The sequence below is a fragment of the Nitratireductor soli genome (assembly GCF_001050155.1).
Classification (GTDB): domain Bacteria; phylum Pseudomonadota; class Alphaproteobacteria; order Rhizobiales; family Rhizobiaceae; genus Nitratireductor; species Nitratireductor soli.
The window spans coordinates 180,335-197,072 of record NZ_LFVY01000001.1 but is presented as its reverse complement, the minus strand read 5'-3'; the positions used below and the strand labels follow the sequence as shown (position 1 = coordinate 197,072).

The window sequence follows — 16,738 nt, the reverse complement described above, 5'->3', positions numbered from 1 at the left end:
TGGTTTCATGCCTCGACCGGCAGGGACGGCAGAGCCGACCTCAGTTGCAGAACTGGTGCAACAGGCTTTGCGTGGAGGTGATGTCGGCCACGATCGCCTCGGCGGCGGCGGGACCGTCGCCGACGCGCAGCGCCGCGATCAGCGCCATGTGGTGGCGCGAATAGCTTCCGCCGCTGTCGCTGATGAGGAGATCGGTCATCCGGTCCGACAGCAGACGCACATACGGACCATAGCGAAGCCACAGATTCTGGATGAGGTTGATGGTCACCGGATTGCCGGTGGCCGCATAGACGCCGAAATGCAGCTCGCGGTTGGAGGCGAGCATGCGGTCGGACGCGCCGTCGCGCAGCGCCTCCACATGGCTGCGGGCGACGTCTTCGAGATGCGCCAGCGCATCCGCATCGATCTTGGTTGCGGCCAGTTCCGCCGCCTTGCCTTCCAGGATGCAGCGCGTCTCGCACAGGAAATCGAGGTCGCGGCTGGAAGTCAGCGGCACCATCGCCGTGCCCGACGTGCCGATCGACAGCGCGTTTTCCGCCGCCAGGCGCCGCAGCGCCTCACGCACCGGCATGTGGGACGTGCCGAACTGGTCGGCCAGCGCGGAAATGGTAAACCCCTGCCCCGCTTCGAACTTGCCGGCGATGAGCGCATCGCGAAGCTGTTCGTAGACCAGATCCTGCGTCGTCATGCGCCGCTTCACCCGGCGCAGCCCGGAGATGTCACGATGGGTCTTGGGGATCGGTGTATCCATGGATATCCCGCGAATGCTCCTGCTCTTCGTGCGCAAGCCCTCCGTCGAGCGCGCAACGGTTCATGGCTTGCCCGTATGCGCAGAAACCGGCCTCCTGTCCATCCTCGTGATGCTCGGGCGCTGTGCTCGATGCCGGCCCGCGCCTCCTATTTCCGGTCCACCGCCCCGACATCGAGCAGCGGCGCCGCGTCAAGCGCGCCGGCGTTGAGCATGGCGCCGACCCGCTCGAGCGCGGCGACGATCATGCCCTGCTCCCAGTCGGGCAGCGCCTCGAATTGCTTCGAGAACGTTTTCTGCAACGGGTCGGGCGCGGCCTTCAAAAGCTCCCGCCCGATTTCCGTCGGGGCCACCCAGACGACGCGCTTGTCGCGCTCGCCGCGCGTGCGCGTGACCAGGCCCCGCGCCTCCAGCTTGTCGACCAGCGCCGTCGCGGTCGCCTGACCGACGCCCGCCTTGCCCGAAATGTCCTTTGGCGTGGCGCGGCCGGCCGCCGCCACGATCTCCAGCACGATCAGCTGCGGGGTGGTCAGCCCCGTGGCGCGCGCCAGCGTGCGCGCATTGAGCTCCGTTGCGCGCAAGATGCGACGCAGCGCGATCAGGCTCGTCTGGGTGCGGTTTTCCATGAAGGCGTTCCCCGGATTGGCAGGCCCGAATTGCAGACAGGAGATGCGGTTCTGCGCCGCTCGCTCCCGTCAAACAGGGATAGCAGACAAATTATAATTTGATTAGCGAATGAAATTCAAGATTTTGAACACGTCGAATCAAGCATTTAGGTGCATTCCGGAACTGTTTTTGATTCAGGCGGTTGAAATATCCTTCGATAGTCATAATATCCGGCGCACCATGAGGAGACCAATGACCATCACTGACATCAAGCTCGTGCGCAAGCGAACGCACGAAATCATCTATCGCCCTCCGAGCGCCGAAGACGGCACGGACGTCTGGCGGCTCATCCAGTCCTGCGATCCGCTCGACGAGAATTCCCTCTACTGCAACCTGCTCCAGTGCGACCATTTCGGCGACACTTGCGTGGCCGCCGAGCGGGTGAGCGACGGCGCGCTGGTCGGCTGGGTTTCAGCCTATCTGCTGCCCGACGAGCCGGACACGCTGTTCGTCTGGCAGGTGGCGGTGGATCAAGGCGTTCAGGGCATGGGCGTCGGCAAGAAGCTGCTTGCCGCGCTGCTTGAGCGCGAGGCCTGCGAAGACGTGCGGGCCCTCAAGACGACGATCACCTCCGACAACGCCGCAAGCTGGGCGCTGTTTTCCTCGCTGGCCCGCTCTAGGGACGGCGAACTGTCGCGCGAACCGTATTTCCGCAAGGACGCGCATTTCGACGGCAAGCACGCCACCGAACACATGGTGACGATCGACTTTGCCGAGCGTGCGCCCGCCGATGTGCGCGAGCGCTGGTTTCCGGCGCTCGACGCGGGCCCGGCGCGGAGCGACGACGCCGCCTGACGCGGCCTCTCCTCCGAACGACCGATGACAAACCCGAAGGAAAACCCATGACGACCGTCACGACGGACGACAAACAGATTTTTGCACGGCGCGAATCGGAAGCGCGCAGCTACTGCCGCAGCTTCCCGACCGTCTTCACCAGGGCCGAGGGCGCGACGCTGACCGATGCGGCGGGCCGCGACTACATCGACTTCCTCGCCGGTTGCTCGACGCTGAATTACGGCCACAACGACCCGGACATGAAGGCGGCGCTGATCGCCCATATCGAGCGCGACGGCGTCACCCACGGGCTCGACATGCACACCGACGCCAAGGCGGAATTCCTGAAAACGTTCGAGCGCCTGATCCTGCGCCCGCGCGACATGGAGCACCGCGTCCTGTTCACCGGCCCGACCGGCGCCAACGCCATCGAGGCGGCGCTGAAGATCGCCCGCAAGGCGACCGGCCGGCAGAACGTCATCGCCTTCACCAACGGTTTCCACGGCGTGACGCTGGGCGCGCTGGCCGCCACCGGCAACGGTTATCACCGCGCCGGCGCCGGCGTACCGCTCGACCATGTCACGCGCCTGCCCTATCACAATGCGATGGGCGGCGACATCGACACGGCCGACCTCTTGAACCGCATGCTGACAGAGCCTTCCAGCGGCATCGAGAAGCCGGCCGCCATCCTGTTCGAGACCGTCCAGGGCGAAGGCGGTTTGAACGCCGCCTCGCGCGACTGGGTCCGCCGGGTCAGTGAGATCGCCCGCGCCCACGGCGCCCTGCTGATCATCGACGACATCCAGGCCGGCTGCGGCCGCACGGGCGATTTCTTCTCCTTCGACGAGATGGGCATTTCACCCGACATCGTCACCATGGCGAAATCGCTGTCGGGCTACGGCCTGCCCTTCGCCGCCGTGCTGGTGAAGCCGAAATACGATGTCTTCGGCCCGGCCGAGCACAACGGCACGTTTCGCGGCAACAACCACGCCTTCGTCACCGCGCGCGCTGCGCTGGAGAAATTCTGGGCCGACGATGCGTTCCGCGCGACGATTGCCGAGCGCGGCGCCTATCTGGAGACACGCCTGCAAAAGATCGCCGCCCTCGTGCCCAACGCCCGCGTCAAGGGCCGTGGCATGATGCTCGGCGTCGATGTCGGCTCGGGCAAGACCGCGGGCGACATCTGCCGGCGCGCCTTCCGCGACGGGCTGATCATCGAGACCTCCGGTGCCCATGACGAGGTGGTCAAGGTGCTCTGTCCGCTGACCATCGACCAGGAAACCTTTGCCCGTGGCCTCGACATTCTCGAAGCCGCCGTGGCGGAAACCATACACAGCACGAAGATCGCAGCGGAGTAACGACCATGATCGTCAGGGACCTGAACGAAGCGAAGAACACCGAGCGCCACGTCTTTTCACAAGGCTGGGACAGCGTGCGGCTTCTCCTGAAGTCGGACGCGATGGGCTTCTCGTTCCACATCACCACCATCCACGCCGGCGCGGAACTGCCCATGCATTACAAGAACCATCTGGAATGCGTCTATTGCGTCGACGGCACCGGCTCCATCGAGGACCTCGCCACCGGCGAAGTGCACCCGATCCGCCCCGGCGTCATGTACGCGCTCGACAAGCACGACAAGCATATCCTGCGCGCCGATGCCGACAAGCCGATGGTCATGGCCTGCGCCTTCAACCCGCCGGTGACCGGCAAGGAAGTGCATCAGGCCGATGGCTCATATGCGCTTGAGGACGCCTGAACCGCATTGAGATTTCACCAAACCTGAAAAACAAGGAGAACGACCATGACAGCGATGTCCAGGGAACGTGACCGAACTCAGGACCCCTATCCGAGCAGGCTGCCCGAAGAACGCTGGCTGCCGCGCCCGGACAAGACCGTCTGGAGCCAGTGGCGCCCCGACGCGCCGCTGACGGCCCAGCAGGCCGACCAGTTCGACCGCGACGGTTTTCTCATCCTGAAAGACCTGTTTTCCGCCGAGGAAGTCGAGGCGCTGATGGCCGAATCGGCCGCCCTGCGCTCCGGCGGGCGCGACCTGATGGACGGCAGCGTCATCACCGAACCGGGTTCGGACGAGGTGCGCACCGTCTTCAAGCTTCCCGAGCAAAGCCCGCTGTTCAACCGGCTGGCGCGCGACCGCCGGTTGGCCGGCATCGCCAGCTTCCTGCTCGGCGACGATGTCTATGTCCACCAGTCGCGGCTGAACTACAAGCCGGGCTTCACCGGCAAGGAATTCTACTGGCATTCGGATTTCGAGACCTGGCACGCCGAGGACGGCATGCCGCGCATGCGCGCCGTTTCCGCCTCGCTGCTGTTGACCGACAATGACGCGCTGAACGGCCCGCTGATGCTGATGCCCGGCTCGCACAAGCACTTCATCGCCTGTGCCGGTGAAACGCCGGACGACAACCACAAGGCGTCGCTGAAGAAGCAGGAAGTGGGCGTGCCCTCGCATGAGGCATTGGCGAAACTGGCCAATGCGCACGGCATCACCGCAGCCACCGGCAAGGCCGGCACGCTGGTCTTCTTCGACTGCAACACGATGCACGGGTCGAACGGCAACATCACCCCGTTTTCCCGCTCGAATGGCTTTTTCGTCTTCAACGCCATGTCGAACCAGCTCGAAGAGCCGTTCGGCGCCAAAAAGGCCCGGCCTGATTTTCTCGCCGAGCGGGGAGAGGCAAAGGCCATCGAGATCGCCACCGGGAAACTGGTTTAGCTTTCTGCGGTCGGATGGGAACACCTGACGCCCGTACGAATGCGCAGAAACCAAAGATACGGAACAGACAGCGGAACCCATGACCAAGCAAGAAAACACGAAGGGTGTGGCCGAGACCGGCCCCGCCGCACCTCCGGCGCGCCGCAAGCATACGGTCGAGAAGATCGGCGGCAGTTCCATGAGCCGCGCCCGCGAACTGATCGAGACGATCCTGATCGGCGCGCGGCGCGGCAACGATCTCTACAGCCGCGTCTTCGTCGTCTCCGCCTTCGGCGGCATCACCGACAAGCTGCTGGAGCACAAGAAATCCGGCGAGGCCGGCGTCTATGCGCTGTTTGCCCAGGCCGACAACGAGCATGGCTGGATGGAGGCGCTGAGCGGCGTCAGCCGCGCCATGCACGCCATCAACACATCGATGTTCGACGATGCCGGCGATCGCCACGCTGCCGACGATTTCGTCCGCGAGCGCATCGAGGGCGCGCGCGGCTGCCTGATCGACCTGCAGCGGCTATGCTCCTACGGCCATTTCCAGCTCGGCGAGCACATGCAGACGATCCGCGAGCTCCTGTCGGCGCTGGGCGAGGCGCATTCGGCCAGCAATCTGGCCCTGCTTCTGCGCCGCCATGGCGTCAACGCCCGTTTCATCGACCTGACCGGCTGGCGCGACGAAACGCAACCGACGCTCGACGAGCGCATCGAACGCGCCTTCGGCGAGATCGACCTGTCGCGCGAACTGCCCATCGTCACCGGCTATGCGCAATGCCGCGAGGGGCTGATGCGCGAGTTCGATCGCGGCTATTCCGAGGTGACCTTCGCCACCATCGCTGCCCTGACGGGCGCCCGCGAGGCGATCATCCACAAGGAGTTCCACCTCTCCAGCGCCGACCCGCGCCTGGTCGGGCCGGAGAATGTGCGCAAGATCGGCCGCACCAATTACGATGTCGCCGACCAGCTTTCCAACATGGGGATGGAGGCAATCCACCCCAAGGCCGCCAAGAAACTGCGCCAGGCGGGCGTGCCGCTGCGCGTCGCCAATGCCTTCGAGCCGGAAGATCCCGGCACCCTCATCGACGCCGAACAGGCGGCGCATCCGGGCGTCGAAATGATCACCGGCCTGCCGGTGACGACGCTCGAACTGTTCGAACAGGACATGGTCGGCGCGAAGGGCTACGACGCGGCGATCCTCGACGTGCTGACACGCCACCGGGTGCGCATCGTCTCGAAATCATCGAACGCCAATTCCATCGTCCACCACGTGGAAGCGACGCTGAAATCCGTGCGCCGGGTCGAGCGGGACCTGGCCGAGCGCTATCCCTCGGCACGCGTCACGGCGCGCCGCGCCGGCATGGTCTCGGTGATCGGCCGCGACCTGAAGGGGCTTGGCGTGATGCTGAAGGGCCTGACGGCGCTCGATGGCGAGGGCATCGCGCCGATCTCCGCCCAGGAAACGGGCCGCGGCGTCGATGTGCAGTTCCTGGTGCGCAGCGCGGAACTGGAAGAAGCGGTCAAGGCGCTGCATCGCACGTTTATCGAGGCTGCCGCGCAGCCGATCAAACAGGCAGCGTGAAAGCCGCAGCTTCATGAGCACTGCGAAAACGCCGGTGCGTTCACCCTCGTGGTTCGACAAGATCACCATGAGGGTGAAGTTGAAGGCACAGCAACGGAGCCCTCATGGAGAGCTTGTCGAACCACGGGGGCGGGATGCAACGCACCACCACTCTCGTTCTGCAGCCTGAAGCCGTTCACGCAAACCGGTGAATCTACCGCTCCACCAGCACGTCGTGCCATTCCGCATGCCGGCGAAACTGCGCCGCGGCGAAGGGGCAGAGCGGCCTGATCTTCACGCCGCTCTGTCGCGCGTCCTCGACGGCGCGCGCGACCAGCGCCACGCCGACGCCCTGCCCGCGAAAGGCCTCCGGCACTTCGGTGTGGTCGATGATGATCTGGCTGGTCCCGACCTTGGAGAAGGTCATCTCGGCTTCATGCCCGTCGGCGCGATAGACATAGCGGCCCTTGCTGCCATTGTCCTCGGCGGTGATCGGCTGCATCTCGCTCATCAATGTCGGTCCTCTCCGGTTCGCGACGTCGCCAGGAAGCGCGCCGCTGCTGCGATTTCGTTCGGGCGGATTTCATGCCCGCCATCGTGCCACTCTATCTGGGTGTCCGCGCCGGCGCTTTCCAGATAGCTCATCAGCCGGTTGGTCAGTGGCGCGGGGCAGATCGGGTCGCTGCGCCCCGCCGTCACCAGGAGCCGCGTTGCCACCGTTTCGGCGCCCCAATGCGGCTTGAACGGGATCAGCGGGTGCATCAGCACCGCCGCGTCGAACAATGACGGCTGGGCGAAGACGACCGACGCCAGGATGTTCGCCCCGTTGGAATAGCCGAGCCCCATAATCCTGCTCGGCTTCTCGGCATCCACATGCGCCTGAACGAAGGCGATCATCCTGGCCGTCGCCCGCGCCAGGTCGTCCATGTCGTAGACGCCCTCGCCGGTGCGGCGGAAGAACCGCGCCGCCCCGTGCTCGCTAACGTCGCCGCGTGGCGCGACGAGGCCGGCTCCGGGCACGAGATCAGCGCCCAGATGCAGGAGTTGCTCCTCGCTGCCGCCCGTGCCGTGGAACAGGAACAGAAGCGGCTTGTCCGGACCGGCCGAGCTGCGGTGATATGCGTAGGACTCCAGGGCCATCGCCTACGCTCCGATTTCCGGCAGGGTCTTTTCCAGCTGCGCGCGCAGATGCTCGTGCTGGGTGGGCAGTTTCAATGCCTCGCCCAGATGCGCCATCTGTTCGTCATTGGCAAAGCCCGGCGGGTTGGTGGCGACCTCGAACAACACCCCACCCGGCGCGCGAAAATAGATCGCGTGGAAGTAGTCCCGGTCGATCACCGGCGTGACCTGGAATCCCTCCTCCGTCAGCCGCTGGCGCACGGCAAGCTGCGCGGCATCGTCCGCCACGGCAAAGGCGATGTGGTGAACCGAACCCGCTCCCTGGCGCGCCGCCGGTGCGTCCGGCCGGCTTTCCAGGTCGATGATGCCGGCACCATTGGAATCCTGGCGCACCATGCGCAGAATGCCGTCTTCCTCGGGACCGGGCGTGTAGCCCATCAGCTCGAGCAGCGCCCGCGTTCCCCCGCTGTCGCGCAGGGTGAGCGAGGCGGAATGGAAGCCGCGGATGGCCACGTCCTCGCCGATTCCCGCCCCATCCCAGGGCGACCGCCGATCGTCCTTCACCTCGACCAGCGCAAACCCGTCGCCATCGACGCCTGCAAAGCGCAGGCGTGGTTCGCCGAAGCGCGATTCATGCGCCAGTCCGCCGACGCCGTGCTCCTCGAAGCGCTTCGCCCAATAGCCGAGCGCGCCTTCCGGCACGGAGAATGCGGTGGTGCCGACCTCACCCACCCCACGCGTGCCATGACCGATATTGGGAAACGGAAAATAGGTCATCACCGTGCCGGGCTGGCCGACGCCATTGGCATAGTAGAGGTGATAGACGTCCGGCGCGTCGAAATTGACGGTCTTCTTCACGCGCCGCAAACCGAGCGTCTCTGTGAAGAACCGGTCGGTCGCCTGCGCGTCGCGCGCCATTGAGGTGATGTGATGGATGCCTTCGATCTGCGTGAGCATGGTGTGCCCTTTCACGGGTTGCCCCGGCCTCTCGACGGACCGAGCGTAGCACGGAAAATGGCAATCAAAAGCCGTCAATGAAATGGGATTTAATTCTACAGACCGTCAACAAATTAAAGACAATAAAGGCCCCGCGTCGATGACGCGGGGCCCTTCGTGATGGTGCGGTACGCGCAGTCTACTGAACCTGCAGCCGCATCTCATCGCGTTTTTCGGCGTAGCCCGCCTCATCATAGGCCGGCTGCTGCTCCAGCTGTTCCTTGCTGAACTCGGTGTAGAGATAGAGCTTGCCGTCACCGTCAGCCATGAAGGCCAGATTGTCCAAGCCGATGGCGACTTCCTTCTCGCCGATGCCGAGGAACCCGCCGACATCGACGAGGATCGCATCGACATTGCCGTCCTGGCTGATGATCACATCGCCGATCTCGCCGATGTTCTCCTCATTGGCGCCGTAGACGGTGGTGCCCGTCAGGTCCTCGGTACGGACCTGATCGACCGGCATTTCCTCGAGAGCCGCACGATCGACCGCTGACGTCTGGGTGTCGTCGGTCGCCATCGAACCATCGGGAGCCGGCGCCTCGGCCGTTTCCGCATCCGCCGGAGCGGGAGTTTCGGCCTCGGCAGCCTGTTCGTCGGTCGCCGGAGCAGTCGCGTCGGGAGCCGGGGCGGCGGCCATGCCGCCGGTGGAACCGCTCGTGCCATCACCTTCCGGGGCAACAACGGCGCTCTCGCCGCCTTCCTCGGTAGCGACCGGAGCATTGGCCAGGTCGTCCCTGGTCGCCGGCTTGGTTTCCGTGACGTCGGCGTCAGCCGGCATCGGGCGATAGGCCGAACGATCGAAGTCTTCCTGTGCCTTCAGAGCGTCTGCCGTCGTCTCGACCACGAGCCAACGGTCGCCGTCCATCTCAGCCCATTCGACCAGATCGTATTCGAGGGCGACTTCCTTCTGGCCAATGCCGAGGAAGCCGCCGACGCCCACGACGATTGCCTTGACGTCGCCGGCGTCGTCGAGGACCAGATCGTTGACTTTGCCGATGTTCTCGGCCTCCGCGCCGGTGCCGTTATAGACGGCTTTGCCGATTAGGTCGGTTGCCAGATGGCCTTCGGCTCGGACGACCATTTCAACAGGTGCTTCGGTGGGAGCGGCCGTCGGCGCAGTGCTTGTCTGCGCGACCGCACCGGTGGCCACGAGCGTTGCGATCGCGGTGGTCGCCAAAAGGTTGCGGATCATGATATGCTCTCCATGTGCAGTGTTTCTGTACAGGCCGCGCACCGAGTCGATCTTGCAAGGTTGGGATCGGGGCGCGGCCGTTTGCATCAGTAGAACGCATCTTGGCGCATCTGGTTCCGCCATTTTCCACACGACGGTGCTTCCCCGGCACAGGGAACCTTTTTCCCCTCCGGCCCTTCTTGAGCGAAGCTGAGGCGATCGGTGAAAGGGAAGTCCATGCATGTCCTGGCCGTACTGAACCGCGGCGGCGGAACACTACGCGATCTCGACACGCAGGCGCTCGCCGCGCGGATGGAGCAGATTTTCACGGCCGCCGGCCATACGATCGAGACCAGGCTCGCCGAGGGAGAGGATCTGGTTCCTTGCATGCGCGAAGCGGCGGCGGATGAACGCGCCGATGTGCTGCTCGCCGGCGGTGGCGACGGAACGGTCTCGCTGGCGGCGAGCCTGGTGGCGCATACGGACAAGGCCCTCGCCGTGTTGCCTGCCGGCACGATGAACCTGTTTGCCCGCAGCCTGGAGATCCCCCTCGATCTGGAGGAGGCCTTGACGGCGCTGGCGAGCGGCGAAATACGCCGGGTCGACATCGCCCGCGCCAACGACCGCTTTTTCGTCCACCAGTTTTCCATCGGCATGCATCCGCAACTGATCAGGCTGCGCGAGCGCATGTCGTTCCGTTCGCGGATCGGCAAGATGATGGCATCGGTCCGCACTGCCTTCGTCACCCTTGCCAGGCCGGCCTCGCTGAAGGTTTCCCTCGACATGGGCGATGCAAAGATCCTCGCCACCACTTCCAGCCTGGCGGTGACCAACAATCTCTATGCCGAGGGCCAGCGCCTGCCTTTTGCCGAGCGGCCCGATGGCGGCCAGCTCGGCATCTACGTTACCCGCGTCCGTCGCCGGCGCGACCTTCTCTGGCTTTTCCTCAACATGGGCATTGGCCGCTGGCGGCAGAACGACCAGGTGGAGATCCACGAAGCCACGGAGGTGGCGTTGACAGTCCCCAGCCAGCGCCGCCGTTTCAAATGCGCCATCGACGGGGAACTGTGCCCGCTGGAACAGACCACGCGGATCGCACTGCATCCCGGCGCCCTGGCGGTTCTGGTCCCTGTCGTTTCCTGAAGCCGACAACAGAAAACCCCGAAAGCCGGACACGACTTTCGGGGGCAATTCACGATGCAGGACGACCGCCTGAGCAGGTAGCCGCGCTCAGTCGGCAATGATGGCGCGCAGCATCCACAGGGCCTTTTCGTGGAAGGTCAGGCGCGCGGTCAGCATGTCGGCGGTGACCAGGTCGCCCTTCTCGTCGGCCTTCGTGCCGACATCGCGCATCTTGCGCACCGCCTCCTCGTGGTCCTCGACCAGGTCCTGGACCATTTCCAGCGCCGAGCGACCGGACGCCTTCAGCTCGATCGACGTGTCGAGGCCCTTGCCGGAGAGGATGGGCGCATGGTGCCCCAACGCGCGCACCCGCTCGGCAATGATGTCCGTCGCCTCGAACAGCGCGTTGTACTGTTCTTCTGTCAGCACGTGGATCGAGTGGAACAGGGGCCCCACCACGTTCCAGTGATAGATGTGCGTCTTGATCAGCAGCCGGTAGGTGCCAACCAGAACCTCCGATAGCCCGGCGGCGATCTCCTTGCGGTCGGCATCCGACAGACCGATGTTCATGGTGTCGGTATGGGTCTTCGGCTTGAGAACTTCAGCAGCGTTGCTCATTGATTTCTCCTCGAGATTTGGTGGTGCGGACTAGAATGCAGAAACGGGATGCGGGTTGGTCGCGGGCCAGTTGCCGCGCTGGCATCAGCCGGAAGGCTGATCGCGCGACGCCGGCGTTTCAATCGCCTGCTGCTGATCCAGCATCAGGCCGTAGACCTCGACCCCCCACCAGACGACCGCCGCCAGGAGAAGGCCGAACACGAGCACCAGCAGAACCGGAAACCCACGCCTGCCCTGCCTTGCTTTTTCAGGGGTCGTCCTTTGCGGCATGTGAAAGCTCCTTTGTTCGAACCTGCTTCGAAAATGCAGCGCCGGAGCCGGAGTTCCCTTCGTAACGGAAAGTTATCGGAGGTGCCTCGCGCCTCGCAGTCGGACGGAATCGTCCAGCGACCGCAAACCGCGTGGAACGAAGAGTGAGAGAAGCTGGCCTTTTTCCATGAAACGATAATCTGGTCTAGGAATCGTCCTTCTCGCTGGAGCCGCTGTTCTCACGCAGGATCGCATAACCGGCCACCGCCACGACTGGCAGGATCAGCGCGCCCAGCCCACCCGAGCGGGCAAGCAATGACGGCAGCAGCGTCAAGGCAGCAGTGCCGGCCAGGACGCCCGCATCGGAAACCCGTCTGCGGCGCGCGCGGCGCACTTGTACGCCACTCCAGATCTTGAGCCCGGCGACCACAAGGCCGGCGAGCACCAGAAAGCCGATGCCGAAGCCGAGCGCGGCATCCGTCACGCCCCAGCGCGCCGCCGCCGAGACAAAGGCGGCGAGCAGCAGGAACGACGCGCCGAACAGCGCCAGAAGCGCGGCCAGCGCGTAAAAACCGGTGACGATGCGCAGCCGTTTGACCGCGCCGGACATTTCACCGGCGGCGAAAGAGGCAAGCAGTCTTGCCAGCATCGCCGACGCCTATCGCCGGGTCGCCAGGGCGAGCAGGAAACCCGCGCCGACGGCTACGGCGAGCGACGTGATCGGCCGTTCGCGGATGGTCTGTGCCAACTGGCGCTCCATGTCCTGGGCGCTGCCCTTGACGTTCTGCAACGCAGCCTCGCCCTGCTCGCGCAGCTGGTCGATCCCTTCGCCGGCAGCCTTGCGCGCGGCGGAACCGGACTGCCCGCCCATGTCCTTCAGATGGGTTATCAGCTGCGCCATGTCGGCGCGCAGCTGCCGCATGTCGTTCTCCAGATCGCTGGCGGAAACCTCGTCCGATTTCTGGGTTCTTGTTGCCTTCGTTGCCGTGGTTGCCATGTTGGCGCTCTCCATTGTTGCATTCCCATAGCAACGCGAGACCCTCGGGGAAGTTCCCGCCCCAGGCCTGACGGGAACCAAAGCCGCGCCAAACGCTTTATGAGTGAACCTCATCGGAATTGTTGAATGGATCAGTCACGACACGTGCGCGCCGGTCACGCGGCGCACCTCATGGATTTGCGGGCGGCATTCGCCTACGGCGCCCAGGCCGCCACCATCTTTGTCGGACTTCTCGCCTTTCTCGTCATGCTCCACTACGCCCGCTTTCTGCTGGCGCCGATCAGCCTTGCCATCATCATCGGCCTGATGCTCGGACCGATCGCCAGCCGCCTCGAAGCGCGAAACGTGCCGTCTTCGCTTGCCGCCATTGCGGTGGTGCTGGTCTTCATCGTTCTGGTCGGCACGTTTCTCGTCGCCATTGCAGCGCCGCTTGCTTCCTGGGCCGGCAAGGTGCCGCAGATCTGGAGCGAGCTGCAACTGCAGCTTTCCAGCCTGCGCCAGCCGCTCAACACGGTGAAGGAGTTGCAGGAGCAGATCCGCTCGGCGACCGGCGGGTCGAAAGTGACCGTTTCGGTGGAAGGCGGCTCGACCATGGCCGACGTGGCGGTGCTGGCGCCGACGCTGCTGGCCCAGCTCCTGCTGTTTTTCGCCAGCCTGTATTTTTTCGTCGCGACGCGCCACCAGACCCGCATGGCGATCCTCAAACTGTGTTTCGACCGGCGGCTGCGCTGGCGCGTGGCGCATATCTTCCGCGACGTCGAATACGCCGTGTCCGACTATCTCCTGTCGATCGCCATCATCAACGCCGGCCTCGGCGTCGCCGTCGGCATCGCGCTGTGGCTGGTGGGCGTGCCGTCGCCGGCGCTGTGGGGCGCCATGGCGGCATTGCTCAATTTCATCATCTACATCGGTCCGGCGGTGATGGCGGTGGTGCTGTTCGGCGTCGGTCTGGCCACGTTCGACACGCTGACCGCCAGCTTCATGCCGCCGCTTGCCTATCTGGCGCTGAATGCCATCGAAGCGCAATTCGTCACGCCGACGGTGATCGGCCGGCGCATGACGCTCAACCCCTTCATCGTCTTCCTGGCGATCGCCTTCTGGCTGTGGATGTGGGGGCCGATCGGCGGGTTCATCGCCATCCCGGCGCTGCTGGTCGTCTATGCGATAGCCGGCAACATACTGCCCGGCATAGAGACGCCGATGACGGCCAGGCCACGACGCCAACCGGCGCGCCCGCCGCAGCCGGCTTTCATGGAAACGGCCGCTTCACCGATGAGCCGGCGGTCCAACCCGCCAATTCGGCCAATGCCTCCGGATTGACGATCCAGCAGCCACCATCCTGCCAGGCGATGAGGTTCCGCTTCATCAGCTTGGCGATGGTCTTGCTCGTGGTCTGACCGAAACGGATGGTACCCATCCGTTTCGATAAGTCAGTTCACAAGCTATTGATCTGGTGGGGCGATTTTTCCTGACAGATGGGTACCATCTGTCAGGATCGCACCACTGGTGTGAACCACCGAGATGCCGAGCGTATCGGCCACATGCTGCTGGGCGATGGCCAGGACGCGCTTGCCGGTCAGGCCGCTTTGCTGGCTGCACGGCAGGCTCCTTGCAATCGCCTTGCTGTTGTTTCCCAACCCGCCACCCAGCCTTTCCAGCGATAGAAAACCGCCTTGACACAATCGCTTCGCAAAAAGCCGATCACATGTCTTTTTTTAATGACAATTTTCGCCGGCAATGGGAATGCAGAACTTCATATTCGCCGGCTTCGAGAGGACGCCTGATTGAAAAAGCCATTGCACGGTGCGCGCGTCCTTCTCGTCGAAGACGAAGCCATGATCGCCATGAACATCGAACAATTGTGCCGCGAACACGGCGCCGCCGACGTGGTGACCATCGCGTCCTTCGAGGCGCTGGTGCCGGAGGTTCTCGATACCGGCAACATCTCCACCGCGATCCTCGACATAAAGCTTTCCGACCAGTGGACGGATGATTTCGCCCGCCTCCTGCAGGAGCGCCGGATCCCGTTCATCTTCGCCACCGGCTACGCGGCCGGCCATCAGGTGTTCGAGCCATTCGCCGGCGTCCGCGTCATCGAAAAACCCTACCGGGAAAGCGACCTGATCGACGCGCTGGCCGACGTATGGTCGAACAGCGTCTCCGACCGGGTCTGACGGCCAGGCCGCGGCGTCGCGCCTGCCGCTTGGGCCGCTCAGCCTGAGAAGGCGCCACTGGTAATCTGTGCAGAGATCGCATCCGGGCCGAAATCGTTCTCACCGGTGATGCCCAGAATATCCTGCAGGCGACTGCGGGCGCGGCTCACGCGGCTCTTGATGGTACCGATGGCGCAACCGCAGATTTCGGCCGCCTCTTCGTAGGAGAAACCCGACGCGCCGATCAGCACGATCGCCTCGCGCTGGTCCTCCGGCAGCAATTCGAGCGCCTTGCGGAAGTCCTTCAGATCGATGGCCCCCTGCTGCGCCGGATGCACGGAAAGCCGGCCGGTGATCGCCCCGTCGCTGTCTTCCACCTCACGCTTGCGCTTGCGCATCTGCGAGTAGAATTCGTTGCGCAGGATGGTGAAAAGCCAGGCCTTGAGATTGGTCCCGGGCTGGAAGCTCTTCTGCTTGTCCCAGGCTTTGACGAGCGTTTCCTGCACCAGGTCGTCCGCCCTGTCGGCATTTTTCGACAACGATACGGCGAACGCCCGCAGACTGGGAACGGTCGCAAGGAGATCGTCGCGGAACCCGTCGTAAACACTCATGCCGATCAATCCTCTTTCTCGGCCGACTCTGCCTGTTCCTGCATTTCCAGCTGGCTCAACAGATCGCTGAACCGGTCCGGAATCTCCTCCTTCACCAAATCGTCGTAATATTGCCGGAGCTTGCGGCCAATTTCCGAATTGGCGCCGAGGGGATCGGTCCCGCTGCCACGCCTGCCCGCCACCCGCCGGCTCGTTGGTTTTTCGTAGCTCATGCCTGATCTTTTTCCATAGTCACCCAAAATCCCCTTGGTAGCCGCGATGAAAAAATCAGCCGCCGACACTCAAGACTCCGATGCCCAACGCGAATGGCGACAAATCGTTCCAACACGTCTGGAACATTTTGCCGTCCGGTGCGTTTGAAAACCATTACTTGTCCTGCATGTCACCGAGGGAGACAGGAAATCCATGAATTTGTCAGCGCGTATCGCCCCGCACCTTCCTTATTTGCGGCGCTTTTCCAGGGCCGTGTCGGGCTCTCAGACCAGCGGCGACGCCCTGGTGGCAGCGATGCTGGAAGCGTTGATCGCCGATACCAGCATCTTTCCGAAAGCCTCAACCGACCGGATCTCCCTGTTCCGGCTGTTCACCGCCCTGTTCGAAACGCTCGATGTCCGCGTGCCTGAAAAAGTTCCCGCCTCCGCCTGGGAGCAGCATGCTCTCAGCAATCTGTCGGCGCTCGCGCCACGCCCGCGCCAGGCCTTCCTCCTCGTTGCGGTGGAAGGGTTTCAGGTCGATGAAGCAGCCGAGATCCTGGAAACGGGGGTGGACGCGCTCAACACCATGCTGCGCGAGGCGAGCGAGGAGATATCCCGCCAGGTGGCGACCGACATCCTCATCATAGAGGATGAGCCGCTGATCGCCATGGACATCGAGGAAATGGTCGAGAGCCTCGGCCATCGTGTGGTCGGCAACGCCCGCACCCACAAGGAGGCGGTCGAACTGTTTTCGACAACCAGGCCACGCATGGTCCTGGCCGACATCCAGCTCGCCGACGGCAGTTCGGGTCTCGACGCGGTCAACGAGATCCTGGCCATGTCGCCGGTTCCCGTGATCTTCATCACCGCCTTCCCCGAAAGGCTCCTGACCGGCGAACGGCCCGAGCCGACCTTCCTGGTCACCAAGCCGTTCAGCCCGGAAATGGTCAAGGCGCTGATCAGTCAGGCATTGTTCTTCGACCATCAGGCCCGCGCCGCCGCCTGACCTTGGCGATGCATCGCCGGCAATCGCTCAATCA

22 protein-coding genes are annotated in these 16,738 nt (G+C 64.1%); 9 read left to right on the top strand and 13 right to left on the bottom strand.

The window, feature by feature from the left end; all coding sequences use genetic code 11:
- Positions 1–40: 40 nt before the first annotated feature.
- The gene (locus AB843_RS00965) at positions 41–751 is read right to left on the bottom strand and encodes a GntR family transcriptional regulator (protein ID WP_048644903.1); all 711 of its coding nucleotides are present in this window, start codon (positions 749–751) and stop codon (positions 41–43) included.
- 146 nt (positions 752–897) lie between these two features.
- Entirely contained in the window at positions 898–1,374 is a 477-nt protein-coding gene (locus AB843_RS00960; protein ID WP_048644902.1) for a MarR family winged helix-turn-helix transcriptional regulator, read from the bottom strand.
- A 232-nt stretch (positions 1,375–1,606) separates the two neighbouring features.
- Here AB843_RS00960 and ectA point away from each other — a divergent pair, with 232 nt between their 5' ends.
- The 5 genes from ectA (at position 1,607) to AB843_RS00935 (ending at position 6,489) form a co-directional block, all read left to right on the top strand.
- Positions 1,607–2,209, top strand: coding sequence for a diaminobutyrate acetyltransferase (gene ectA, locus AB843_RS00955; RefSeq protein WP_048644901.1), 603 nt, complete (start codon positions 1,607–1,609; stop codon positions 2,207–2,209).
- 47 nt (positions 2,210–2,256) lie between these two features.
- A complete protein-coding gene (gene ectB, locus AB843_RS00950; RefSeq protein ID WP_048644900.1) occupies positions 2,257–3,546 on the top strand; it encodes a diaminobutyrate--2-oxoglutarate transaminase in 1,290 nt (429 codons plus the stop codon).
- A 5-nt stretch (positions 3,547–3,551) separates the two neighbouring features.
- On the top strand, positions 3,552–3,944 hold the full coding sequence (locus AB843_RS00945; RefSeq protein ID WP_048644899.1) for an ectoine synthase: 393 nt from the start codon (positions 3,552–3,554) through the stop codon (positions 3,942–3,944).
- Positions 3,945–3,989: 45 nt separating this feature from the next.
- Positions 3,990–4,922 (top strand): ectoine hydroxylase, encoded by a 933-nt coding sequence (gene thpD / locus AB843_RS00940; RefSeq protein WP_048644898.1) that lies wholly within the window; start codon positions 3,990–3,992, stop codon positions 4,920–4,922.
- A gap of 79 nt (positions 4,923–5,001) precedes the next feature.
- A complete protein-coding gene (locus AB843_RS00935; protein ID WP_082143585.1) occupies positions 5,002–6,489 on the top strand; it encodes an aspartate kinase in 1,488 nt (495 codons plus the stop codon).
- A gap of 193 nt (positions 6,490–6,682) precedes the next feature.
- On the opposite strand, the gene AB843_RS00930 is transcribed toward AB843_RS00935, so the two are convergent.
- The 4 genes from AB843_RS00930 to AB843_RS00915 form a co-directional block, all read right to left on the bottom strand.
- Positions 6,683–6,979: a GNAT family N-acetyltransferase gene (locus AB843_RS00930; RefSeq protein ID WP_048644897.1), complete on the bottom strand. Its 297-nt coding sequence runs from the start codon at positions 6,977–6,979 to the stop codon at positions 6,683–6,685.
- Positions 6,979–7,608 (bottom strand): alpha/beta hydrolase, encoded by a 630-nt coding sequence (locus tag AB843_RS00925; protein WP_048644896.1) that lies wholly within the window; start codon positions 7,606–7,608, stop codon positions 6,979–6,981. Before AB843_RS00925 ends, AB843_RS00930 begins: the two co-directional genes overlap by 1 nt.
- A gap of 3 nt (positions 7,609–7,611) precedes the next feature.
- Positions 7,612–8,544: a ring-cleaving dioxygenase gene (locus AB843_RS00920; protein WP_048644895.1), complete on the bottom strand. Its 933-nt coding sequence runs from the start codon at positions 8,542–8,544 to the stop codon at positions 7,612–7,614.
- Between the two features lie 178 nt (positions 8,545–8,722).
- The gene (locus tag AB843_RS00915) at positions 8,723–9,775 is read right to left on the bottom strand and encodes a PRC-barrel domain-containing protein (protein ID WP_048644894.1); all 1,053 of its coding nucleotides are present in this window, start codon (positions 9,773–9,775) and stop codon (positions 8,723–8,725) included.
- 201 nt (positions 9,776–9,976) lie between these two features.
- Here AB843_RS00915 and AB843_RS00910 point away from each other — a divergent pair, with 201 nt between their 5' ends.
- Positions 9,977–10,897 (top strand): diacylglycerol/lipid kinase family protein, encoded by a 921-nt coding sequence (locus tag AB843_RS00910; protein WP_244467863.1) that lies wholly within the window; start codon positions 9,977–9,979, stop codon positions 10,895–10,897.
- Positions 10,898–10,984: 87 nt separating this feature from the next.
- Here the strand turns inward: AB843_RS00910 and AB843_RS00905 are convergent, their stop codons facing one another.
- The 4 genes from AB843_RS00905 to AB843_RS00890 all read right to left on the bottom strand — a co-directional run bounded on the left by AB843_RS00905 (position 10,985) and on the right by AB843_RS00890 (position 12,740).
- Positions 10,985–11,494: a Dps family protein gene (locus AB843_RS00905; protein WP_048644892.1), complete on the bottom strand. Its 510-nt coding sequence runs from the start codon at positions 11,492–11,494 to the stop codon at positions 10,985–10,987.
- 84 nt (positions 11,495–11,578) lie between these two features.
- Positions 11,579–11,764 carry a hypothetical protein gene (locus AB843_RS00900; RefSeq protein WP_048644891.1) on the bottom strand — a complete coding sequence of 62 codons (186 nt, stop codon included), beginning with the start codon at positions 11,762–11,764 and terminating at the stop codon, positions 11,579–11,581.
- Positions 11,765–11,948: 184 nt separating this feature from the next.
- Complete coding sequence (locus tag AB843_RS00895) at positions 11,949–12,392, bottom strand: hypothetical protein (protein WP_048644890.1); 444 nt, start codon at positions 12,390–12,392, stop codon at positions 11,949–11,951.
- 9 nt (positions 12,393–12,401) lie between these two features.
- Positions 12,402–12,740 carry an ElaB/YgaM/YqjD family protein gene (locus AB843_RS00890; RefSeq protein WP_048645181.1) on the bottom strand — a complete coding sequence of 113 codons (339 nt, stop codon included), beginning with the start codon at positions 12,738–12,740 and terminating at the stop codon, positions 12,402–12,404.
- A 126-nt stretch (positions 12,741–12,866) separates the two neighbouring features.
- On the opposite strand from AB843_RS00890, the gene AB843_RS00885 reads away from it, so the two are divergent.
- The gene (locus tag AB843_RS00885; RefSeq protein ID WP_053086081.1) at positions 12,867–14,060 is read left to right on the top strand and encodes an AI-2E family transporter; all 1,194 of its coding nucleotides are present in this window, start codon (positions 12,867–12,869) and stop codon (positions 14,058–14,060) included.
- 122 nt (positions 14,061–14,182) lie between these two features.
- Here the strand turns inward: AB843_RS00885 and AB843_RS26040 are convergent, their stop codons facing one another.
- The gene (locus AB843_RS26040) at positions 14,183–14,377 is read right to left on the bottom strand and encodes a hypothetical protein (RefSeq protein ID WP_048644889.1); all 195 of its coding nucleotides are present in this window, start codon (positions 14,375–14,377) and stop codon (positions 14,183–14,185) included.
- Between the two features lie 147 nt (positions 14,378–14,524).
- On the opposite strand from AB843_RS26040, the gene AB843_RS00875 reads away from it, so the two are divergent.
- Entirely contained in the window at positions 14,525–14,914 is a 390-nt protein-coding gene (locus tag AB843_RS00875) for a response regulator (RefSeq protein WP_244467862.1), read from the top strand.
- Between the two features lie 38 nt (positions 14,915–14,952).
- On the opposite strand, the gene AB843_RS00870 is transcribed toward AB843_RS00875, so the two are convergent.
- Both AB843_RS00870 and AB843_RS00865 read right to left on the bottom strand, forming a co-directional pair.
- Entirely contained in the window at positions 14,953–15,504 is a 552-nt protein-coding gene (locus AB843_RS00870; protein ID WP_048645179.1) for a sigma-70 family RNA polymerase sigma factor, read from the bottom strand.
- 5 nt (positions 15,505–15,509) lie between these two features.
- Positions 15,510–15,716: a NepR family anti-sigma factor gene (locus AB843_RS00865; protein WP_048644887.1), complete on the bottom strand. Its 207-nt coding sequence runs from the start codon at positions 15,714–15,716 to the stop codon at positions 15,510–15,512.
- 193 nt (positions 15,717–15,909) lie between these two features.
- On the opposite strand from AB843_RS00865, the gene AB843_RS00860 reads away from it, so the two are divergent.
- Positions 15,910–16,704, top strand: a complete 795-nt coding sequence (locus AB843_RS00860) for a response regulator (protein ID WP_048644886.1) — start codon at positions 15,910–15,912, stop codon at positions 16,702–16,704.
- The last annotated feature ends 34 nt before the right edge of the window (positions 16,705–16,738 follow it).